The 21,182-nt window shown below is 74.1% G+C and carries 16 protein-coding genes; 6 read left to right on the top strand and 10 right to left on the bottom strand.

Annotated elements, in window-relative coordinates:
- Positions 1-2: 2 nt before the first annotated feature.
- On the top strand, positions 3-572 hold the full coding sequence (gene ybiA, locus ABD332_RS49895; RefSeq protein WP_425552413.1) for a riboflavin biosynthesis intermediates N-glycosidase: 570 nt from the start codon (positions 3-5) through the stop codon (positions 570-572).
- Entirely contained in the window at positions 569-1,468 is a 900-nt protein-coding gene (locus ABD332_RS49890; protein ID WP_344512376.1) for a hypothetical protein, read from the top strand. Before ybiA ends, ABD332_RS49890 begins: the two co-directional genes overlap by 4 nt.
- A 52-nt stretch (positions 1,469-1,520) precedes the next feature.
- Here the strand turns inward: ABD332_RS49890 and ABD332_RS49885 are convergent, their stop codons facing one another.
- The 3 genes from ABD332_RS49885 to hrpB form a co-directional block, all read right to left on the bottom strand.
- A complete protein-coding gene (locus ABD332_RS49885) occupies positions 1,521-3,641 on the bottom strand; it encodes an MMPL family transporter (protein ID WP_344512374.1) in 2,121 nt (706 codons plus the stop codon).
- 85 nt (positions 3,642-3,726) lie between these two features.
- A complete protein-coding gene (locus ABD332_RS49880; RefSeq protein WP_344512372.1) occupies positions 3,727-5,019 on the bottom strand; it encodes a DUF1254 domain-containing protein in 1,293 nt (430 codons plus the stop codon).
- Positions 5,020-5,239: 220 nt separating this feature from the next.
- Positions 5,240-7,771: an ATP-dependent helicase HrpB gene (gene hrpB, locus ABD332_RS49875; RefSeq protein ID WP_344512370.1), complete on the bottom strand. Its 2,532-nt coding sequence runs from the start codon at positions 7,769-7,771 to the stop codon at positions 5,240-5,242.
- A 123-nt stretch (positions 7,772-7,894) separates the two neighbouring features.
- Between hrpB and ABD332_RS49870 the strand changes: the two genes are divergently transcribed.
- Complete coding sequence (locus ABD332_RS49870; RefSeq protein ID WP_344512368.1) at positions 7,895-8,875, top strand: hypothetical protein; 981 nt, start codon at positions 7,895-7,897, stop codon at positions 8,873-8,875.
- On the opposite strand, the gene ABD332_RS49865 is transcribed toward ABD332_RS49870, so the two are convergent.
- Entirely contained in the window at positions 8,863-12,405 is a 3,543-nt protein-coding gene (locus ABD332_RS49865; protein WP_344512366.1) for a BTAD domain-containing putative transcriptional regulator, read from the bottom strand. The genes ABD332_RS49870 and ABD332_RS49865 overlap by 13 nt on opposite strands.
- A 104-nt stretch (positions 12,406-12,509) precedes the next feature.
- On the opposite strand from ABD332_RS49865, the gene ABD332_RS49860 reads away from it, so the two are divergent.
- Positions 12,510-13,172: a hemerythrin domain-containing protein gene (locus ABD332_RS49860; RefSeq protein WP_344512365.1), complete on the top strand. Its 663-nt coding sequence runs from the start codon at positions 12,510-12,512 to the stop codon at positions 13,170-13,172.
- Positions 13,173-13,180: 8 nt separating this feature from the next.
- On the opposite strand, the gene ABD332_RS49855 is transcribed toward ABD332_RS49860, so the two are convergent.
- Both ABD332_RS49855 and ABD332_RS49850 read right to left on the bottom strand, forming a co-directional pair.
- Positions 13,181-13,660 carry a hypothetical protein gene (locus tag ABD332_RS49855; RefSeq protein WP_344512364.1) on the bottom strand — a complete coding sequence of 160 codons (480 nt, stop codon included), beginning with the start codon at positions 13,658-13,660 and terminating at the stop codon, positions 13,181-13,183.
- Positions 13,661-13,777: 117 nt separating this feature from the next.
- Positions 13,778-15,292: an amino acid permease gene (locus ABD332_RS49850; protein ID WP_344512363.1), complete on the bottom strand. Its 1,515-nt coding sequence runs from the start codon at positions 15,290-15,292 to the stop codon at positions 13,778-13,780.
- A gap of 126 nt (positions 15,293-15,418) precedes the next feature.
- On the opposite strand from ABD332_RS49850, the gene ABD332_RS49845 reads away from it, so the two are divergent.
- A complete protein-coding gene (locus tag ABD332_RS49845; RefSeq protein ID WP_344512362.1) occupies positions 15,419-16,720 on the top strand; it encodes an FAD/NAD(P)-binding protein in 1,302 nt (433 codons plus the stop codon).
- Here ABD332_RS49845 and ABD332_RS49840 read toward each other — a convergent pair.
- Genes ABD332_RS49840 through ABD332_RS49825 form a run of 4 tightly spaced genes read right to left on the bottom strand, consistent with a single transcriptional unit; the run spans position 16,674 to position 20,521 of the window.
- A complete protein-coding gene (locus ABD332_RS49840) occupies positions 16,674-17,279 on the bottom strand; it encodes a GTP-binding protein (RefSeq protein WP_344512360.1) in 606 nt (201 codons plus the stop codon). The genes ABD332_RS49845 and ABD332_RS49840 overlap by 47 nt on opposite strands.
- Positions 17,260-17,643 (bottom strand): DUF742 domain-containing protein, encoded by a 384-nt coding sequence (locus ABD332_RS49835; protein ID WP_344512358.1) that lies wholly within the window; start codon positions 17,641-17,643, stop codon positions 17,260-17,262. Before ABD332_RS49835 ends, ABD332_RS49840 begins: the two co-directional genes overlap by 20 nt.
- Positions 17,630-18,052: a roadblock/LC7 domain-containing protein gene (locus ABD332_RS49830; protein WP_344512356.1), complete on the bottom strand. Its 423-nt coding sequence runs from the start codon at positions 18,050-18,052 to the stop codon at positions 17,630-17,632. The genes ABD332_RS49835 and ABD332_RS49830 overlap by 14 nt, the downstream gene beginning before the upstream one ends.
- On the bottom strand, positions 18,053-20,521 hold the full coding sequence (locus tag ABD332_RS49825) for a sensor histidine kinase (RefSeq protein WP_344512354.1): 2,469 nt from the start codon (positions 20,519-20,521) through the stop codon (positions 18,053-18,055).
- Positions 20,522-20,689: 168 nt separating this feature from the next.
- On the opposite strand from ABD332_RS49825, the gene ABD332_RS49820 reads away from it, so the two are divergent.
- On the top strand, positions 20,690-21,091 hold the full coding sequence (locus ABD332_RS49820) for a hypothetical protein (RefSeq protein ID WP_344512352.1): 402 nt from the start codon (positions 20,690-20,692) through the stop codon (positions 21,089-21,091).
- Positions 21,092-21,182 lie beyond the last annotated feature (91 nt).

Raw genomic sequence — 21,182 nt, 5'->3', positions numbered from 1 at the left:
TCATGCCAGTTCCGACCGACCCACCGGCCAGCACCGCCGAGCTCATCGCGCTGATGTCGACCGACGCGCGGGTCCGTTTCCTGCACTTCTGGGGGCACCGGCCCAACCGCGACGGTTCCGTCGGGCCGGGCTGCCTGAGCCAGTGGTGGCCGGCCGAGTTCCAGGTCGGCGGCGTGCGGTACGCGTCCGCCGAGCACTACATGATGTGGTCGAAGGCCACCCTGTTCGGCGACGCCGCCACCGCGGCGAAGGTGCTGAAGGCCGGTCACCCGAACGACGCGAAGACCCTCGGCCGTGAGGTCCGCGGCTTCGACGAGACCGTCTGGAAGCGGGAGCGCTTCGACATCGTCGTCAACGGCAGCGTAGGGAAGTTCGGCCAGCACGAGGACCTGCGCGCGTTCCTGCTCGGCACCGGCGACCGGATCCTCGTCGAGGCGAGCCCCGTGGACCGGGTCTGGGGCATCGGGCTGAGCGCCCAGGACGCCTCCGCCGACGAGCCGGCCCTGTGGCGCGGCCTCAACCTGCTCGGCTTCGCCCTCATGCGGGCCCGCACGATCCTGGCGGCGGCATGACATCGCTGAAGAAGCAGTCCCGCGAGCCGGAGCCGCTTCCCGACTGGCTGGCGTGGCCGGTGCGGGTGGTCGCGGTCGTCGTGGTCGTGCCGTTCAAGCTGCTGTGGGAGCTGCTCGTCGCGATCCGCAGGTACGTCCTGGAGCCGATCCCCCGGCTCGTCTACCGGTACGTCCTGCGCCCGATCGGCATCGCGATCAACTACGTCGTGCTCCGGCCGCTCGCCTGGGTGTGGCGCACCCTGATCTGGATCCCGCTGGTCTGGGTGCTGCGCAACCTCGTGGCGGCGCCCCTCGCGTGGCTCATCGAGCACGTGGTCGCGCCCGCGCTGCAGGCACTCTGGGACGCGACCGTGTGGCTGGCGAAGCGCACCCGCCTGTTCTGGGTCTACCTCGGCAAGGGCGTCTACTACGTCCTCTGGGCCCTGGTCCAGGGGGTCCGGTGGACCGGGATCGGGCTGTACCGCTACGTCCTGCGCCCCATCGGCATCGCGATCGCGTGGCTGGCCGAGACCGGGTACCGCTACGGCATCCGCCCGCTGGGCATCGCCATCGCCTGGCTCGCGGTCGCGCTGTGGCGCTACGTGCTGAGGCCGGTCGGCCTCGCGGTCGCGTTCGTCGTCGGCGTCATCGGCTACTACGGGATCCGGCCGGCGGGCCTGCTCATCGCCTGGCTCTGGCGCAACCTCGTCGTGCCGGTCGGGCGCGGCATCGCGTGGGCTGTGTCATGGGGGTGGAACCATTCCGTCGTCCTGCTGTGGAAGTACCTCGTCGTGGCCCCGGTCCGGTGGGTCTGGCAGTCGGTGGTAACGCCCACCGGCCGGTGGATCCGCGATGCGGTCCTCCGGCCGGTGGGGCAGACGGTCGGGCGGGTCCTCGCCGCCCTCGGGCTGCGCTGAGGCGCTGCGCTGAGGCGCTGCCCTGGGGCTGACCCCGGGGCAGCGCTGGGGCTTACGCCACGGGCGCGAGCTCCCGCTCCTCGGCCGCCTCGACCTTCACGTGCGGCAGGAGGCGGTCCAGCCACGCGGGCAGCCACCAGTTGGCGCGGCCGAGCAGCGACATCGTCGCCGGGACCAGGACCAGGCGGACCAGGGTCGCGTCGACGAGGACGGCCGCGGCCATGCCGACGCCGATCATCTTGACCGTCACGTCGGGGTCGAGGGCGAACCCGATGAACACCGCCACCATGATGGCCGCCGCGCCGCTGATGACCCGGCCGGTCGCGGACAGGCCGCGGACCACGCTGCCCTGCGCGTCGCCGGTCGCCAGCCAGTCCTCGCGGACCCGGGACAGCAGGAAGACCTCGTAGTCCATCGACAGCCCGAACAGGACGGTGAAGAGCAGGATCGGCACCCAGCTCGACACCGGCACCGAGTGCGGCAGCCCGACCGCCTTCGCGCCGGCGTCGGTCTGGAAGACGGCGGTCATCACGCCGTACGCCGCGGCGACCGACAGCAGGTTCATGATGGCGGCCTTGACGGCCACGACCGGCGCCCGGAACAGGACGGTGAGCAGCAGCAGCGACAGCGCCACCACGAACGCGACCACGATCCACAGCCGGTCGGAGAGCCGGTCGGAGATGTCGGCGAACACCGCGACGAGCCCGGTGACGAGCGCGCCGTCGGGCAGGACGTCGGCGCGGAGACGGTTGAGCAGCTCGGTGGTCCGCTCGTCCTGCGGTCCGGTCGTGGGCTCGACGAGGATGACGGCGGCGTCGGCGGTACGGGCGGCCGGCGCCACCAGCGCCACACCCGGCACGGCGCGCAGGGCGGCGACGAGACCGTCGACGTCCGGCACCTTGGCCGTGTCGACGGCGATGACGAGCGGGCCGTTGGCTCCGGCGCCGAACTCGGCGGAGGTCAGGTCGTAGGCCTGCCGGGTCGTGTTGGAGGTCGGCTGGCTGCCGGCGTCCTGCGGCCAGGTGCGCATGCCGAGGACCGGCGCGGACAGCACACCGAGGACCAGCAGCGACGCCAGGGCCGCGACGACGGGCCGGCGCCCGACGAGCGCCGCCCACCGCGCCGTGAGCCCGGGCCGCGCCACGGTGTCCCGCGCCACGGTGTCCCGCGCCACGGCGGTGCCCTTGCGGACCGCGCGGGGCAGGACCCGGTGGCCCGCCAGGCCGCACAGCGCCGGCACGAGGGTGATCGAGGCGAGCATGACGGCGCCGACGGCGGCGAACGTGGCGTAGCCGAACGACGAGTAGACCGGCAGCGTCGCCAGCCTCAGGCCGAACAGCGACACCAGCACGGTGAGCCCGGCGACGATGACCGACGCGCCCGCGGTCGCGTTCGCCGCGGCGGCCGCCTCACGCGGGCTCAGCCCCGCCCGCAGCCCTTCGACGTGCCGGGCGACGAGCAGCAGCGCGTAGTCGATGCCGACGCCGAGCCCGACCATGGTCGCGATCGTGGGGGCGGTGCCGCTGATGTCGGTGACCTTCGCGAGCAGCGCGATGATGGCGCTGGCGACGCCGAGGCCGCTGATCGCCACGATCAGCGGCAGGCCGGCGGCGATGACCGAGCCGAGCGCGAAGACCAGGATGAACAGCGCGGCGACGATGCCGACGGCCTCGGCGGTGCCGGACGGCGCGGAGATGTTCTCGGCGACCTGGCCGCCGAACTCGACCTGCAGGCCCTCGCGGACGAGCGGCTCGGCGGCGGCCCGCAGCGCGTCCATGCCGGTGGTACCTTCGAAGTCGGTGACCGGGATGGTGTACCGGACGGCGATGAGCGCGGTGTCGCCGTCGGCCGACATGCGCGGCTGCGACACGTCCCCGGCGCTCGGCATCGCGGCGAGCCGGGTGCGGAGCCCCTCCAGGGTCGCGGGGTCCACCTTGCCCTTGCCGTGGACCACGACGCGGGCGTCGGTGCCGGCCAGCTCCGGCAGGTGCTTGCGCAGGAACTCGGTGCCCGCCTGCGACTCGGTGCCGGGCACGTTGTAGTCGTCGTGCGGGGTGCCGCCGAAGCCGGCGGACAGCGCGGTGAACGCGACGAGCACGATCACCCACGCGCCGATGATGCGCCAGGGATGGGCGGCGGCCGCTCCTCCGAGCCGGCCGAGCAAGCGGGACATATGTGGTGCCTCCAAGTCGTCTGAATCAGCAGCGACACCATCCCGGGTGCCACTTACAGCCGACTTGGAGGTGACTAGGACAGCACTAGAGCCGCATGACCGGCGGCGGCTGGAACGTCCCGGACAGGACGGCCTGGCTCGGCTCGTACACCCGCAGCACCGGCCGGAAGCCTCCCTCCGGCGCCGGCAGCCAGTTGGCGACGTCGTCGGGCCGCTCGTGCTGGATGCGGATGGTGAGCGACCCGTCGGCCTCGGGCCGCAGCCCCGGGGTGCCGCCGCCGATCGCGCGGCGGTCCAGGGGGTTCGGCACCGGGAAGGAGCCGGGTGCGTCGTACATGGACAACGACCACCCGGCCTCGGTCGGCGGCGGCTCGGGGAAGCGGAGCTCGTAGCGGTGGGCGCCGCTGAGCCGGACGCCGGCCGCGTCCTTGTGCACGGTCGGCGCGACCGACTCGTAGGCGTGGTTGCCCCACAGGCCGGTCCGCGCCGCGACGGCCCGCATCACGTGCGCCTCGTCGCGGTCCGGCATCGTCCACTCCGGCGTGTCCATCGTGCCGACCTCGAAGAAGTCGAGGTTGAAGTCGAACATGTGCAGGTCGTTGGTCCAGCCGTTGACGAGTTCGGCGTGCCGGGTCGTCGCCTCCTCCTCCAGCTGGTCGCGGGCCGCTTCGAGCCCGTCGCGCAGCGTCTCGCGGAGCTCGCGCGGCGCGCCCGCGTACGGCGACGTGCCCGGCTCCAGCAGCCCGATCGCCGCGAACCTGCGCTGGTAGCGCCGCTCCGCCGGCGACGGCGGGAACGCCGCGAGGGCCCGCCGCAGCGTCTCGAAGAACACCAGGTCCTCCGGGACGCCCGCCTGCGGGTGGGGCAGCCCGTCGAGCGGGACCTGCGGGTACATCGGCTCGATCCGCAGCGCGTCCTGCAGCGCGTGCACGGCGGTCGCGTCGTCGGCGCCGCCGCAGGCGAACCGCCCGATGAGCGTCGTCACCATCGTCGGGATCCTGATGACCTGGGCGCCGGGGGCCTCCCGTCCGGCCCACCCGGGCGGCACGAGCAGGAACTCGCGCTCGCCGCCGCCGGTGGACCGCCGGCCGACGTACGCGAAGTTGTCCGTCCACGCGTCGACGAACTGCAGCACGTGGTACCGGTCGCCGGTGTCGGGGACGCGCAGCCACAGTGGCCCGCCGGACAGGTCGAGCCGCGCCGTCGAGTGCAGCAGGTCCGGGTTGGCGTTGGCCCGGTCGTCGAAGCGCCGCTGATGCCTGAACGTGTTGTCCGCGCCACCCTCCCGCTCCACGGCGGCGAGGCTGGTCAGCAGCGGGTAGCCGTACTGGAACGCCTCGGCGGCCAGTGTGGTCAGGTCCATCGCGCGGAAGTCCATGCGTCCCTCCCGGGGTTGGATCGCCTCCTCTGGACTCCAGCCTGCCCGCCGGCCGTGACGCCGGTGGGTGAGTCGCCGGGTGGCTTCACCCGCACGGGTACACGCGGCCCCGGTTGGCTTCACCCGCGCGGGGTCCCGCGCCCGCCGGTGCTTCCCTTGCGCGGTCTGGTGCGTCTGGTCGGGGTTTCACTTCCGCGGGTTGGTGCGTCTGGTCGGGGTTTCACTTGCGCGGGTTGGTGCGTCTGGTCGGGGTGGCGGTGGCCGGGTCCTCCGGCCATGGGTGGCGCGGGTACCGGCCCCGCAGCTCGGCCCGGACCTGCGGATATCCGGTGCGCCAGAAGGACGCCAGGTCGCGGGTGACGGCGGTGGGGCGCCCCGCGGGCGACAGCAGGTGCAGCAGGACCGCCACCCGGCCGTCGCCGATGCGTGGGGTCTCCAGCCAGCCGAACGCCTCCTGGACCTTCACCGCGAGGACCGGCGCCTCGGGGTCGCTGTAGTCGAGCCTGACGAGCGACCCGCTCGGCACCGGCAGCCGCTCGGGCGCGAGCTCGTCGAGCCGGGCCGCCGCGGGCCACGGCAGCATGGCCCGGAGCGTCGTCCCGGGGTCGACCGCGGAGAGCTTCGTGACGCGGCTCAGGTCGGTGTGCGCGATGACGGCGGCGTCGCTGACGTCGGGCCACGGCGGGCCGAGGACGCGGTGGCAGAAGTCCATCCGCTGCCGCAGCTGGGCCGCCTCCTTCGTCCAGCGCAGCCCCTGCTTGGCGAGCGCCTCGCGGAGCGCCCGCTCGACCAGCTCCCGCGGCGGGTCCTTCAGCTCGCGCCGCCGCAGCGTGATCGCGCCGAGCCGCTCCTGGCGCTCCGCGCCCTCCGCCGTCACCTCGTCCACCGTGGACAGCAGCGCGACGCCGGCCTCGCGGGCGGTGTCCTCGTCGATCGCGGCGGCGAGCCGGACCCTGGCGGAGGCGCTGCCGGGCTGCCGGTCGGCGACGGCGACCGCGAGCCACGGGTGCCCCGTCAGCGCCGACCCCTGCGCCAGGGCCGCCTCGGTCCCGCCCGCCATCAGGTACGCGCCGCCGCGCAGCCGGGCGAGCCGCTCCGGGTAGGCGAGCCCGACGATCAGCCCCGCGACCAGGTCGTCGGGCATCGTCACGGGCGCCCCATCCCCTCCGGCGGCACGCCGCCGCCCGCCGTCCTGGTTGGCGCGCTTCCGGTCGTCGTCGGCGCGCTGCGGGCCTTCAGTGGCGGCGCGCTGCTGATCGACGGCGGCAGGCTGCCGGTCTTCGGTAGCGGTGCGCTGCGGGGCGTCGGGGGCGGCGCTGCGCTGCAGGCGGTCGGCCTCGGCGCGCCAGCGGGGGTCCCGGGCGTCGCGGAGGTGGCGCCAGGCGGCGGCGAGGTCGTCGCCCCTGGCGAGGGTGTCGTCGGCGAGGATCGCGACCACCTCGGCCGCCTTCCGCGCCCCCACCGCCGGCGCGCCGTCCAGCAGCGCCCGCGCCAGCCGCGGATGCGCGCCCACGCGCGACATGCGGTGCCCGCGCGGCGTCGCCCGCCCCGCGTCGTCCACCGCGCCGAGCGCCCGCAGCGTCGCCTGCGCCACCCGCATCGCCGCGTCCGGCGGTGTGTCCGGCAGTGCGAGGCCCACCCCGCCCGGGTGCCCCCAGCAGGCGAGCGCGAGGGCGAACGCGCTCAGCTCCGCCACGGCCACCTCGGGCTCGGGCTGCGCCGGCAGCCGCTCGTCGTCCAGTTGCGACCAGCAGCGGTACACGACGCCGGGCCCCTCCCGTCCGGCCCGCCCGGCGCGCTGGACGGTGGAGGCCTTCGCCGCTCGTACCGTGGCGAGAGACCCCAGACCGCGAGCATGATCCGTCCGTGGGACCCGCGCCAACCCGGCGTCGACCACGACCCGCACTCCCGGCACCGTCAGGCTGCTCTCCGCCACCGCCGTCGCGAGCACGACCCGGCGCCGGTCGCCGGCCCTGATCGCCGCGTCCTGCGCCGCCGCCGGCAGCCGGCCGTGCAGGACGTCCGTGGGCAGGTCGGCGAGCTTGCCGCGCACCGACGCGATCTCCGCCGCGCCGGGCAGGAACACCAGCAGGTCCCCGGCCGTCTCCCGCCACGCCCTGCGCACCACCGCCGCCACGTGGTCCAGGAACGCCGGGTCGACCTTGAGCCCGTGCGGCGGCCTGACCGGCCGCTCCGGCGGGCACCACACCACCGCCACCTCGTGCGGCGACCCGTCCGCCGCGACGACGCCCGCCTCCAGCAGCTCCGCGAGCCGCAGCGTGTCGGCCGTCGCGGACGTCGCCAGCAGCCGCAGCTCCGGCCGCAGCGTCTGCCTGCTCTCCACCAGGAACCCGAGCGCCAGATCCGTGTCCAGGTGCCGCTCATGACACTCGTCGATCATCACGGTCCCCACCCCCGCCAGCTCCGGGTCCGCGAGGAGCCGCTGCACGAGCAGCCCGGTCGTGACGACCTCGACCCGCGTCCCGGGCCCGACCCTGCGGTCGCCGCGGACGCTGTACCCCACGCTCTCCCCGACCCGCTCGCCCCGTAGCTCGGCCATCCTGCGCGCCGCCGCCCGCGCCGCGATCCGCCGCGGCTCCGCCACCACCACCCTGCCCTCGAACGCCCCCGCGAGGACCCCCGGCACCAGCGTCGTCTTCCCACTCCCCGGCGGCGCCACCAGCACCCCGGCCCCACCCCCGAGCACGGAGACCACATCCCCGAGCACCCGCTCCACCGCCAGCTCACCCACGCCCCCACTCCTACCCCATCCCGGCCACGGCCTGTGGTCGGGGGGCGGTGGTGGGCGGAAGGTGACGGTGGGGAGCGACTTTCGGCGGTAGGCGGGGCGGTGGCGGGCCGGTGGACTGGAGGCATGGGAGCGTTCATCCGCAAGATGGCGCCGGTGGCCGGGCTGCTCGTGCTGGCGCCGTTCGTCGGGGAGTACCTGCTGGGCAACATCTCGGTGCGGGAGCTGGCCGCGCTGCCGTTCCTGGTGCCGATGTACGGCGCCGGCGCGCTGCTCATCAGGGAGGTGGTGCGGCGGGCCGGGTTCGGGTGGCCGGCGGTGCTGCTGCTCGGGGCGGCGTACGGGGTGATCGAGGCGGGGCTGGCGGACCAGTCGATGTTCAACCCGGCGTTCGAGGGGCACGACTTCCAGTCGGTGACACCTGTGCCGGCGCTGGGGATCAGCGCGCTGCACTCGATGGCGTTCATCGTCGGGCACGCGGTGTGGAGCACCACCCTGCCGATCGCGCTGGTGGAGCACCTGACGCCCGGCCGGCGCCGCACCCCGTGGCTCGGACCGGTGGGGCTGGTGGTGACGGCGCTGGCGTACCTGGGCGGGCTCTGGATCATCTTCAAGGAGCTGCACGACTCGTCGGGGTTCCTCGCCACGCCGGCGCAGCTGACCGGGGCGGCCGTGGTGGCGGCGCTGCTGGTGGTGGCCGCGTTCCTGACCCGCCGGCCGGGACCGCGCGGCGCGGGCGGGTGGGTGCCGAAGGCGTGGCTGGCCGGGGCCGGTGGGTTCGTGCTGTCGGGGGCGTTCGTGGCGGTGCCGGAGAGCTGGGCCGGGGTCTGGATCGGTGTGGCGCTGCTCGGGCTCGCCGCCGTCGTCGTCTCCCGGCTCGCGCGGAGCCCACGGTGGACGCACGGGCGGCACATCGCGCTCGTCGGCGGGGTGCTGCTGACGTACGCGTGGCTCGGCTTCGTCCTGACCTGGCTGGTGCAGCCCGACGACCAGGTCCGGTGGTGGGGCAACGCCGGGTTCGCGCTGGCCGCGGTAGCGCTCCTGACCTGGTGCGGACGGGTCCAGCGCAAGCCCAGCGCAGACTCAGGGCAGGTTCAGCGCGGGTGAGCGCGGAGCCCCGACAGGGCGGCCTCCGCGTCGGCGACCCAGTGGGCGGCGCCCCACGTTGCGGCGACGTCCCGCGACAGCTGGAAGTGCTCCGCCGCCCGGTCGTGGTCGCCGAGGAGCTCGAACAGCCGGCCGAGGATGTACGCGACCGGGCGCATCGCGATCGAGGTGCTGCTCATCCCGGCGATCTGCGTGCGGACCGGCAGCAGCGCCTCGATGACGGCGGGTGCCAGGTCGGCGCGGCCGAGCGCGACGACGGCCAGCCCCCGCACCGCCATGAACGCGGACTGGAAGTAGTCGGGCCGGTGCCGGTGCTCGCCGACCGCGATGGCCCGCGCCTCGTCCGGCCGGCCCGCCTCGACGAGCGCCAGGGCGAGGGCGTCGTCGGCGATCGGGCCGAGGGCCGCCTGCGTCGCGCGGGTCTGCGCCAGGTACTCCTGGAAGCGGCCCTGGCTGATGAGCAGGCTCGCGGTGGCGAGGAAGTGGAACCCGTCGGCGTGCAGCGACCCCTGCCGGCGCATGTATTCGAGCGCCTCGTCGTAGAGCCGCTGCGCCTCGGCGTAGTCGCCGGCGACGTGCGCGAGCGCGGCCCGGGCGCTGAGGATGATCGCCTGGGGCTCCGGCAGCTGGTACGCCGTGGCGAGCGCCCCCTGCCGCGCGATCCGGTCCCGCACGCCGGCGGCGTCGTTGCCGGCGGCGGCGCAGTTGGCGAGGATCTGCTCGGCGGCCCACTCGTAGGCGACCATGTCGTGCGCCCTGGCGAGCTCCGCCAGCCGCGCGCCGACCTCGGCCCGCTCGCCGGCCTCCAGGTCGAAGCGCATCGTCCTGGCCCTGGCGGCCAGCCCGAGCGCCCGCACGGCCGGGTCGGGCAGGGACGCGGCGAGCTCGAAGGCCTCCAGGCCGGCCGCCGGGCCGCGCGGGTCGTCCTCGCCGTCGAGCTCGGCGGTGAACGCGTCGAGCAGCCGCACCCTGGTCGCCGGGTCCAGGTCGGGCTTGCGCAGCAGGCGGCTCAGCAGGCCGACGACCCGGTGGTCGATCACGCCGTACGGGCGGATCTGCCAAGGCGTCGGCACGTTCCACGCGGTGAACGCCGCGATCAGCAGGTCCTCGCGCCCGCCGGCGACGGCGATGTCCAGCGCGCGGTCGCGGGTCTGCCGGGCCTGCGCCACCGCGCCCGCCCGCGCCTGCGCCCGCAGCAGCCGGCCGAGGAGGTCGATGCGCAGCTGGTCGCGGTCCCCGGCGACGGCCTCCACGGTCAGCACCGCGCCTTCGAGCAGCTCGATCGCGGCGTCGTACGCGTAGCGCCGCTCGGCCAGCTCCGCCGCCCGCACCGCGTAGTCGACGGCGAGCGCCGCGGTGTCCGACGAGGCGGCCCGCGCGTAGTGGTACGCCAGCGCGGGGTAGTCGTCGGGGCGCAGCTGCCTGGTGCACGCGGCGACCTTCGCGTGCATGCGGGTGCGGCGCAGCTGCGACAGGTCCGTGTACATCGTGTCCCGGACCAGCCCGTGCACGAACCTGACCCGTCCCGGCGCCGGCTCCGTCAGCAGGCCCGCGATGAGCCCTGCCTCGAGCGCGTCGAGCACGGCGCCCTCGTCGGTGTCGGCGGCCCCGACGAGGGTCTCCACGTCGGCCTCCCGCCCGACGACCGCGGCGAGGCGCAGCACCGCGACGGCCGGCTGCGGCAGCCGCGACAACCGGCGGCGCAGCACGTCGCGTACCCCTTCCGGCACGTCGGACGTGGCGACGAGCGCGCCTTCCGAGGCGAGCAGCCGCGCGGACTCCCGGACGTAGAACGGGTTGCCGCCGGTGCGTTCGGCGAGGGCCGCGACGGTGCCCGCGTCGGCGTCGGCGAACGCGCCGACGAGCCGCTGCACGTCGGCGGGCCCGAGCCCGTCGAGGTGGACGCGCAGCGGCGACCGCCGGGCGAGCGCCGCGAGGGTCTCGGCGAGCCGCTCCCGGTTGTCGGCGGGCCGCAGCGCGGCGACGATGAGCACCGGCGCGTCGGTGAGGTCGGCGACGCTGGCGAGCAGCAGCAGCGTCTCGGCGTCCGCGGCGTGCAGGTCATCCAGGACGATGGCCACGGGCCTGAGGGCGGCGGCCCGCCGCAGCCACGCACGCACGGACCGGTGCAGGCGGAACCGGCCGCCGGCCACGTCGCTGACCTCGCCGGGGGCCGCCAGGGGGCGGTCGGCGTCCTCGAGCAGCGGCGCGAGCGCCGGCCCGAGGTCGTCGGGCGGCACGTCGCCGGCGAGCCCGCGCAGCGCCTCGACCCAGGCCCACGCCGGTGGCGCACCGTCGACCTCGGGGCACCTGCCGACCGCGACGAGCCAGCCGCCGTCGAGCAGCTCCTGCCGGAACCGGGCGAGCACACTGGTCTTGCCGACCCCGGCCTCGCCGCTGAGCAGCACGATCCGCGGACCGCCGGCGACCGCCTCGGCGGCGACCCCGGAGAGCGTCGCCAGCTCCTGTCCCCGCCCGACGAACACCTCGTCCTGCCCGGCCCCACGCGCCTGCGGTGGCGTCGCCCGCTCATGTACGGGGCTGCCGGCCGCACGTTCATGGTGCTCCTGGCCCGCCACCCGTGGGGCGGGCGACCGGTCCGGCGGCGCCGCGCCCTGCCCACGGTGCTCGTCGCCCGCCGGTCCCGCGCTTTCGGCAGTCCACCCCTCGGCTCCGCCGGAGCCGGGGTTCGGGTGCGGGTGGGGCTCGGCGGTTGCCGGTACATCCGCCCGGACGCTGCCCGCGGAGCTGGGCGCCGGGCGCAGGCCGTCGAGGATCCCGACGCGCTGGCCGAGGATCGCGGACTCCAGCTCCACCAGCGCGGGCCCCGGGTCCAGGCCCAGCTCGTCGGCGAGGACGGCGCGGGCGCGGCGCAGCGCGGCGAGGGCGTCGGCCTGCCGGCCGGTGCTCCAGAGGGCGAGGGCGAGCAGCCGCCACCCTTCCTCCCGCAGCGGCGCCTGCCGGGTCAGCAGCTCCGCCTCCGGGACCGCCTCGGCGGCGCCGCCGGTCCGCAGCGCCACGTCCAGCAGCAGCTCCCGGGCGACCAGGCGGAGCTCTTCGAGGCGCGCCGCCTCCGGCTGCGCCCAGGGCTCCTCGGCGAACTCGGCGTACGCGCCGCCCTGCCACAGCTCCAGCCCGGCCCGCAGCAGCAGCCGCGCCCGGCCGGGCTCGGCGGTGTGCGCGGCGCGCGCCTCGGCGAGGAGGGCCTCGAAGCGCCACGCGTCGACGGCGTCGGGCGGCACCCGGATCGCGTAGCCGGGCGGCGCGCTGATCAGCAGCCGGGCCGGCGCGCGGCGTTCGCGGGCGGGTTCGAGGACGCGGCGGAGGTTGGAGACATACGCCTGCAGGGACGCGATCGCCCGCGGCGGCGCCTCGCCGCGCCACAGGTCGTCGATCATCCGGTCGACCGAGACGACGTCGCCGCCGGCGGACAGCAGGAGCGCGAGCACGGCGCGCTGGCGGGGGCCGCCGAGGTCGGCCGCACCGCCACTGACGTCGACCGCGAACGGCCCGAGCACCCGCATCAGCATGACGCGGGCCATCGTAGCCGTCCCCAAGCGTGTTCCAAGACCGCTACAAGACAGTCCCCGCACCTTGAACGCACCACTGAAACCGCGTTCTAGGAGTTACCGATATGACCACCACCGTTGAGCGTCCCTGGGTCCAGGAGATGGTCGTCGTGCACCGCGTGTTCCGGCGCGAGTCGCGACTTATGCCCCAGCTCGTCCGTAATGTCCGGCCCGGCGACGTGGAGCGCGCCAGGTTCCTGGGGTCGATGTTCCGCGAGTACGACGCCGGCCTGCACGCCCACCACACGGGCGAGGACGCGATGCTGTGGCCGAAGCTGCTCGCCCGCGTCGACCTGGACGCGGACCTCGTGCTGCGGATGGAGCAGCAGCACGAGGTCGTCGCCGCCGGGCTCCGCGAGGCGATGGCCCTGCTCGCCGCGTGGGAGGCCGACGCGTCGGCGCCGGCCCGGGACGCGCTCGCCGACGCCATGGACCGGCACCGCCGGGACCTGCTCGTGCACCTCGACGAGGAGGAGCACTCGGTGCTGCCGCTGGTGTCGGAGCACATCACCGTGGCGGAGTGGGCGGCGCTCGGCGAGGAGGCCCGGTCGCACACGCCGAAGGACAAGCTGCTCTTCATGCTCGGCGCGCTGCTGGAGGATGCCACGCCCGAGGAGACGAGCCGCTTCCTGTCGCACCTGCCCATGCCAGCCCGGGTGCTGTGGCACACGGTGGGCCGCCGCCAGTACGAGAAGCAGATGCGCAAGGTCCGCGCGGGGCTGCGTTAGTTGCCCGGCTAGTTGGACGTGTAGCCGGGGACGTTCTGGGAGCCGTCGGCGCTCTCGACGCGGTCGACCTCGCCGTCGAAGTCGTCGTCGTGGTAGATCAGGTCGATCTTGCCGTCGTGGTCCTGGTCGTAGGCGACCTGGTCGATGAGGCCGTCGTCGTTGGTGTCCCACATGGCGATGTCGGTGACGCCGTCGTGGTTCTCGTCGGCGACCAGCACGTCGGCCACGCCGTCGCCGTCGCTGTCGTAGCTCGCGGTCTCCAGCCCCTCGGTGGACGGCGGCGTCTGCGACCCGGCGGCGGCCGCGGCGGAGTCGGAGTCGGACTCCTCGGTGCCGGGGTCGGCCGTGGTCTCGCTCGCGGGACTGAGACCGGCCTCCACCCCGTGCTCCTCGCCGAAGACCGCGTGCGGGTCGGCGAAGTCGGACACGCCGAGGTCACCCGGGTCGAAGTCGACGCCGAAGTCGGACTGCAGGCCGAAGTCACTCATGCCTGTCACCTTTCCAGCACCGGCGAACCCGGCGCCACCCGGGACACGTGCGGGTCGGTATGAGAAGACCCGCGATCCGGGGGCGCCGGCTCCGCGTCCCGTTCGGCCCGAGCCTTCCTACGACGTCCGGTCGCCCGGCGCTGACCGGTCGTCCGGCCGCCCGCCGCCCGCGGTGAGCCCCTCCCGGGCCTCCGTGGCGAGCGCGAGGTTGGCGCGGCGCATCCCGTACAGGAAGAACAGCACCAGACCGACGGCCATCCAGATCAGGAACCGCACCCAGGTCACCACCGGCAGGTTGAGCATCAGCCACAGGCTGGCCAGCACGCTCAGCGCCGGCAGCCACGGCACCCCCGGCGCCCGGAAGGCCCGGGGCAGGTCGGGCCGCGTGCGCCGCAGGACGATCACGCCGAGCGACACCACGATGAACGCGAACAGCGTCCCGATGCTGGTCAGCTCCGACAGCTCCGACAGGGGCACGAACGCGGCGAGCACGGCGACCACGACGCCGGTGATCGTCGACATGACCCACGGGGTGCCGTAGCGGGGATGCACCTTCGACAGGACCGGCGGCAGCAGGCCGTCGCGGGCCATCGCGAACGACACCCGGGCCTGCCCGAGCAGCAGCACGAGGATGACGGACGTGATGCCGCACACGGCGCCGAGGGAGATCAGGTCGGCGGCCCAGCCCTGCCCGACGAGGTCGAACGCCTTCGCCAGCGGCGCGGCGGTGTCGAGCTGCCCGAAGGGGACCATGCCGGTCACCACGAAGGCGACCGCCATGTACAGCACGCCGCAGATGACCAGGGAGCCGATGATGCCCCACGGGACGTCGCGCTGCGGGTTGCGGGTCTCCTCGGCGGTGGTCGCGACGACGTCGAAGCCGATGTACGCGAAGAACACGATGGACGCGGCCGCGACGATGCCGAACCAGCCGAAGTGCTGCGGCGTGATCCCGGCCAGGACCTGCAGCAGCGGCGCGTCGCCGCCGCTGGCCTTGGTCGACGGCTCGGCGGCGGGGATGAACGGCGTGTAGTTGGCGGCCTTGATGAAGAACACGCCGAGCCCGATGACGAACACGACGACGGCGACCTTGACGACGACGAGGAACCCGGTGACCCGCCCGGACAGCTTCGCGCCCATGACCGCCACGATCGTGAGGGCGGCGACGATGAAGGCGGCCCCGAAGTCGGGCAGGGCCTTGTCCCCGGCGAGCCAGGCGGGCAGGTCGAACAGCTCCTGCAGGTAGGCCGACCAGCCGCGGGACACGACGGCGGCGCCGAGGGCGAGCTCCAGGCACAGGTCCCAGCCGATGATCCAGGCGACGAACTGCCCGAGGGTGGCGTAGGAGAAGGTGTACGCGGAGCCGGCGACCGGCACGCTGGAGGCGAACTCCGCGTAGCAGAGGGCGGCGAGGGCGCACACCACCCCGGCCAGGGCGAACGAGATCACGATGGCCGGGCCGGCGTTACGGGCGGCCTGCTGGCCGGTCAGCACGAAGATGCCCGTACCGATGATCACGCCCACCCCGAAGACCGTCAGGTGGAACGCCGACAGGTTCTTGCGCAGTCCTCTGCCCGGTTCGTCCGTGTCCCGCAGCGACTGCTCGATCGGCTTGGTCCGAAAGATCGACATCGGTGCACCTCCTCGGGGCCCGACAGGCCCTGAACCCGACATGCCCGGACGATCTGGGTTCTACACCCGGGCGGCCGCACCTAGTACAGTTAAAACCTACCGGTTAGATAGAAATTAGGGGCGGGCATGCAAACCACAGTGGTCGTGGGCGGAGGCTGTAGCGGCGCCCTGACGGCGATCCATGTCAGCGGCCCGGCGGACCGGGTCGTGCTGGTCGACCCGGCGCCGGCGGACACGCTCGGTCGCGGCGCGGCGTACCGCACGACCGACCCCACACATCTGCTCAACTCGCGGGCGGCGGCGATGAGCGCGCTCGCCGACACCCCGGACGACTTCGTCGACTGGTGCCGGGAGCAGGGGCTCCCCATCGGCCCGGCGGACTTCGCGCCCCGCGCGGTCTTCGGCGACTACCTGCACGACCGGCTGCGCGGCGCCGACTTCGAGCACGCCCGCGGCGTGGCGATCCGCCTGGACACCGGCCGGGAGCGACTGAGCGTGGTGCTGCGCGGCGGGCAGACCGTGGCCGCGGACCGGGTCGTGCTCGCCCTCGGCCACGGCGCCCCGGCGGGCCCGCTGTCGATCACCTCGGCCGTGCGCACCCACCCCTACTATGTGGGAAACCCGTGGACGCCGGGCGCGCTGGACCGGGTCCCGGGCGACGTGCCGGTGCTGCTGATCGGCACCGGGCTCACCGCGCTGGACGTGGCGATGTCGCTGAGCAACCGGGGGCGCCGGGCGCCGCTGCACGCGGTGTCGCGCCGTGGCCTGCTCCCCCAGCCGCACCTGGAGACCCAGCCGAAGGCCACCGGGACGTTCGCCCACGACGGCGCCGACGCGCGCGGGCTGCTGCGGGCGGTCCGGCGCTACGCGGCGACCGAGGCCGACTGGCGCTGCGCCGTCGACACGCTGCGGCCGCAGATCGACCGGCTGTGGCGGCAGCTGTCGGTGGACGCGCGGCGACGGTTCCTGCAGCACGTCGCGGCGTACTGGGAGGTCCACCGGCACCGGATGGCGCCGACGGTCGCGGCGCGGGTGGCCGCGCTGCGCGACAGCGGCGCCCTCCGCACGCACGCGGCGGCGATCCACTCGATCCGGCGCGGCGAGCGCGGCTTCGTGGTGACGCTGCGGTTCAAGGACAGGGACGTGAGCTGGCCCGTCGGCGCGATCGTCAACTGCACCGGCCCGGGCGGCGCCGCCACCAGCACGCTCGGCCGGGCGCTGCTGGACGACGGGCTGGCCCGCCGCGACCCGACCGGCACCGGCCTCGACGTCGACGGGCACGGCCGGCTCGTCGGCCGCGACGGCGAGCCGTCCGACCGCATCTTCGCGATCGGCCCGACCCGCCGGGGTGCCTGGTGGGAGACGACGGCCGTGCCGGAGATCAGAAGCCAGGCCGCCGCGCTGGCTCGAGTGCCGGTGCCTGCTTGATCGTCATGACGTGCTCGACGAGCGCGATGAGCACACCCTTGATCGAGCGCCGGTCGCGGGCGTCGCAGAGCACCACGGGCACGTCCGGGTCGAGGTCCAGCGCCCGGCGGACCGCCTCCGCGGTGTGCTTCTGCACGCCGTCGAAGCAGTTGACGGCGACCAGGAACGGCGTGTTGCGCTCCTCGAAGTAGTCCACCGACGGGAAGCAGTCGGTGAGCCGCCGGGTGTCGGCGAGCACGACCGCGCCGAGCGCGCCGAGCGCCAGCTCGTCCCACAGGAACCAGAAGCGGTCCTGTCCCGGGGTACCGAAGAGATAGAGCACGATGTCGTCGTTGATGCTGATCCGGCCGAAGTCCATCGCCACCGTCGTGGTGGTCTTGCCCTCCACGCCGTTGACGTCGTCGATGCCGACGCCCGCGTTGGTGAGCACCTCCTCGGTCTGGAGGGGACGGATCTCACTGACCGCGCTGACGAGCGTGGTCTTGCCGACGCCGAACCCCCCGGCGATGAGGATCTTCACCGCCAGCGGGATGTGCCCGTCAGAGCGATCGGAGACCATTGACAACCGCCTTGAGAATGCGATCGTCGGGCCGCTGCGGCCCGACGGATTGGTCGTACACAGGTTCGTGCATTTCGATGAGGCCCTGCTGGAGCAGGTCGCCCAGCAGCACGCGCACCACGCCGAGCGCGAGATCGAGGTGTGAGGCGAGCTCCGCGACCGTGATCGGCACGCGGGTGCGGGCCAGGATCGCATAATGCTCGGGCTGCAGGTGCCGCGGGCCCGTCCCGCCGTCGGCGTTGACGACGAACGCGACCAGGTCGAAGCCGCCGACGGCGGGCTTGGCCCGCCCGCCGGTCACCGCGTACGGGCGCACCACCGGCCCGGCGTCGGAGTCGAGCCAGTCGTGCTCACCCCGCGACATCGGACGGAGCGCCCGTTCGTGACGGTGCGGTGAGGTACTGCCCGACCCGGGTCACCAGCATCGCCATCTCGTAGGCGATCACGCCGATGTCGGAGTCCGCCGTGCTCAGCACCGCCAGGCAGGCGCCCTGCCCGGCGGCCGTGACGAACAGGAACGCGTCGTCCATCTCCACGATCGTCTGCCGGACGGTGCCGCCGTTGAAGTGCCGGCCGGCGCTGCGGGCCAGGCTCTGAAACCCGGACGCGACCGCCGACAGGTGCTCGGCGTCGTCCCGGCCGAGGTGGCTGGACGCGCCCATGAGCAGCCCGTCGGCGGAGAGCACCACGGCATGCTGCGCCGACTCGACCCGATCGACGAGGTCGTCGAGGAGCCAGTCGAGCTTGCCGGTGCGACTCGTCGATTGTGCCACCTATGCGTCCCTTTCCAGTGTGGGTTGATCGTCGGTGAGCGCCGCCTCCCGGCGCCCCCGGGTGAACCCCGCCTGTAGCGACGTCATCATCGCGCGGGTCTGCTCGGGCGACCTGCCACCGGTCCCGGCGGCCGCGAACTGCGACGCCGGCACGCCGTCGACCGTGTGCTCGTCGTCAGGTCGCTCCCGGAGCTGCGGGGCCAGGCTCGCCTGCCGGCGCCGCTTGGGGAGTCCGTCGTCGGTGAGATCGACGGGTTGCTCTGGTGGTGTCTGCCGCGTCGGTACCGCCTGAGCCGGCACGACCGGCGGCGGCATCTCGGCGTCGGCGTCGCGCCCGCGGACGGGCAGGGGCACGTGCGTGGCGGCCGTGCTCACCTGCGACGGGACGAGCTCCAGGACCTCCGCGGTGAGCCGCTCGTCCGGCCCGACCCGGCGCGTCTCGAACTCGGGCTGCGCCGCCACGTCGCCGGCCAGCTCACCGTCCAGGTCACCGGCCAGCTCGCCCGCCAGCTCCGACGCCGCCTCCGACGGGGTCGACGCGGTCAGCTCCGGGGTGGCGCCCGTGATCAGGTGGGGCGGGATCAGCACGACCGCGGTGACGCCCCCGTACGGCGACGACCGCAGCGTGACCCGGACGCCGTGACGGGCCGCGAGCAGCGCCACCACGAACAGGCCGAGCCGGGCGCTGTTGGCCGGGTCGAAGTCCGGCGGGTGCAGCAGCCGCTGGTTGGCCTCCTCGATGGCCTCCGGCGACATGCCCAGCCCGCGGTCCTCGATCTCGACCGCGAACCCGTTCGGCACGAGCTGCCCGCTGATCTGCACCCGGGTGTGCGGCGGCGAGTACGACGTCGCGTTCTCGATCACCTCGGCGAGCAGGTGAATGACGTCGGCGACGGCCCGCCCGACCAGCGACGCCTCGGGCAGCGTGAGGAAGCCGACCCGCGCGTAGTCCTCGACCTCCGACACCGCGCCGCGGACCACGTCGACCATCGGCACCGGGTTGCGCCAGCCGCGGCCGGGGGTCGCGCCGGCCAGGATGACCAGGTCCTCGGCGTGGCGGCGCATGCGGGTGGCGAGGTGGTCGACCCGGAACAGGTCCTCCAGCTCCTCCGGGTCGCCGGTCCGGCGCTCCATCCGGTCCAGCAGCGCGAGCTGGCGGTGCAGCAGCGTCTGGCTGCGGCGGGCGATGTTCAGGAAGACCTCGTTGAGCCCCCGGCGCAGCTGCGCCTCGTGCGCCGCGGACTCGATCGCGGTGCGCTGCACGGCGCTGAACGCGTTGCCCACCTTGCCGATCTCGTCGGTGCCGTACTCCAGCGGCGGCGCCGCCTCGGCCAGGTTGAACTCCTCGCCCCGGCGCAGCCGGCCGACGAGCTCCGGCAGCCGCTGGTCGGCGAGGATCTGGGCGTCCTGGCGCAGGCCGGTGAGCCGGTTGATCAGCGACCGGCCGATCCGGATCGACAGCACGACCGAGATCGCGATCGCGAGCAGACCCAGCACCGCGGCGAGCACCAGCCGGACGATGATCGCGACACCGACGGGCTCGGCCCGCTCCAGGATCGTGTCGCCGTACTGCAGGTCCAGCTGGCGCAGTTGCTCGGCGAGCTTGTCGTAGGCGTCGCGCCACACGGCGATGTCGACCGGGATGGCGACGTTCGGCCTGGCCTCAGCGATGATCTTGTCCTCGAAAGCGGTCAGCTTCTTGTGCGCGTCGCCCGCGACGATGTCCCGGTAGACCCGCTGCACCGTCTCGGGCAGCTCCGCGGACTGCTCCGCGTATTCGGCGCGCTTCGCGCCGATCGCCGCGATCAGGTCGGCGGCCTCGGTGCGGATGAACTTGCCCGCCGCGGCGGCGCCGTTGACCAGCGAGTCCTCCCGCGCGAGCAGCTCCCGGGCGCGGCTCATCGCGATGTTGGTCCGGGCGTCCTTGCTCAGCTGCGCGTCACTGACGCCGGGCAGTGCGTTGTACCAGCGGTAGATCGCGTCGATCGGCTCGTTGTAGACCTCCATCGCGCCGGTCCGGTCGATCTGCCCCAACGAGATCCCCGAGCGCCCCGACACGATCCCATCGAGCGCCACCATGATCTCCGTGAGGCGCCCTCTGGCGGCCTCCGGCATGGCGTCCTTGGTCTCCCCCTTGCCGGCGAGGGACCGGAAATGGCTGATGGCGGTGTCGGTCTTGCGCCGCTGCTCGGCCAGCAGCGCCGCCTCCGGCTTCCCCTCGGCCCGGCCGGACCCCAGGTACACCTGCGAGAGCTTCCGCTCCCGCTGCAGCTCGACGGTCATCGTCTCGGCCGGCTCGGCGGCCAGCTTGTAGTAGGTCTGCGCATCGAACAGCTCGACCACCGCGCTGGACGTCAGGCTGGTCGCGAAGACCCACAGCACGACGAGCGACAGCAGCGGCGGGAGCAGCAGGGTGACGATCTTGGCGCGGATCGACCACGTGCGGATTCTCCACGTGCGGGTCTTCATGTGGTCCTCGTGGGTCGCGTCGACAAGGGGGGTGGCGCGTCTCGGGCATGATACGGACAGACAGGCGAGGAAGTCACCAACAAGGTCGTCGCCGTCCCAAACCCGGCTCGCTCCGGATCTCCCTCCCCCGCCGGTGTGCATTCCCCGCCCCCGGGCAGGGCGCCCCGCATGCGGCGTGGACGGTGGGTTTTCGCGATCAGTGCCTGGGCCGTGTGCACGACGGCGCTCAGCGTCGTCGGCATCGACAAAGTGGAGGCCGTCCGCTCGTCCATGGTGGCCGCCACCAGCGGCGGCCGCCCTTCCGCCACCCCTTCCCCGTCCCCTTCTCCGTCGCCCGGCTCCACGCAGATCCTGCGCACCCCCGGCGGCACCGTCGCCGCCCACTGCAACGCCGGCCTGACCTGGGCCGACTACCTACGCCCGGCGACCGGCTTCCACGTCGAGGACGCCCAGCAGGGCCCGGCCGCCGAATACCGGGTGACCTTCAAGACGAACGGCCAGGAGGTCCGGGTCGTCGTCCGCTGCGACCCCAAGACCCTCCTCCCCACCACCGAGGTCACCCTCGGCTGAACCACCGCACCCCGCGGAACAGAACCCACGAATTGCGACATTGACCAACGTCTGCGCGGGCGGGCGAGGAGGGCGTACACGGAGCGGGGAA

The organism is Dactylosporangium maewongense, from assembly GCF_039531485.1.
GTDB classification, from domain to species: Bacteria; Actinomycetota; Actinomycetes; order Mycobacteriales; family Micromonosporaceae; genus Dactylosporangium; species Dactylosporangium maewongense.
Note: the sequence above shows the minus strand (reverse complement) of the source record. Positions and strands in the feature narration are given on the sequence as shown.

Coding starts and splice junctions, on each gene's coding strand:
- ABD332_RS49850 (WP_344512363.1), bottom strand. CDS start 15,292: ATGTCGATCTTTCGGACCAAGCCGATCGAGCAGTCGCTGCGGGACACG.
- ABD332_RS49855 (WP_344512364.1), bottom strand. CDS start 13,660: ATGAGTGACTTCGGCCTGCAGTCCGACTTCGGCGTCGACTTCGACCCG.
- ABD332_RS49840 (WP_344512360.1), bottom strand. CDS start 17,279: ATGGTCTCCGATCGCTCTGACGGGCACATCCCGCTGGCGGTGAAGATC.
- ABD332_RS49860 (WP_344512365.1), top strand. CDS start 12,510: ATGACCACCACCGTTGAGCGTCCCTGGGTCCAGGAGATGGTCGTCGTG.
- ABD332_RS49890 (WP_344512376.1), top strand. CDS start 569: ATGACATCGCTGAAGAAGCAGTCCCGCGAGCCGGAGCCGCTTCCCGAC.
- ABD332_RS49880 (WP_344512372.1), bottom strand. CDS start 5,019: ATGGACTTCCGCGCGATGGACCTGACCACACTGGCCGCCGAGGCGTTC.
- ABD332_RS49825 (WP_344512354.1), bottom strand. CDS start 20,521: ATGAAGACCCGCACGTGGAGAATCCGCACGTGGTCGATCCGCGCCAAG.
- ABD332_RS49885 (WP_344512374.1), bottom strand. CDS start 3,641: ATGTCCCGCTTGCTCGGCCGGCTCGGAGGAGCGGCCGCCGCCCATCCC.
- ABD332_RS49870 (WP_344512368.1), top strand. CDS start 7,895: ATGGGAGCGTTCATCCGCAAGATGGCGCCGGTGGCCGGGCTGCTCGTG.
- ABD332_RS49835 (WP_344512358.1), bottom strand. CDS start 17,643: ATGTCGCGGGGTGAGCACGACTGGCTCGACTCCGACGCCGGGCCGGTG.
- ABD332_RS49820 (WP_344512352.1), top strand. CDS start 20,690: ATGCGGCGTGGACGGTGGGTTTTCGCGATCAGTGCCTGGGCCGTGTGC.
- ABD332_RS49865 (WP_344512366.1), bottom strand. CDS start 12,405: ATGCTGATGCGGGTGCTCGGGCCGTTCGCGGTCGACGTCAGTGGCGGT.
- ybiA (WP_425552413.1), top strand. CDS start 3: ATGCCAGTTCCGACCGACCCACCGGCCAGCACCGCCGAGCTCATCGCG.
- ABD332_RS49845 (WP_344512362.1), top strand. CDS start 15,419: ATGCAAACCACAGTGGTCGTGGGCGGAGGCTGTAGCGGCGCCCTGACG.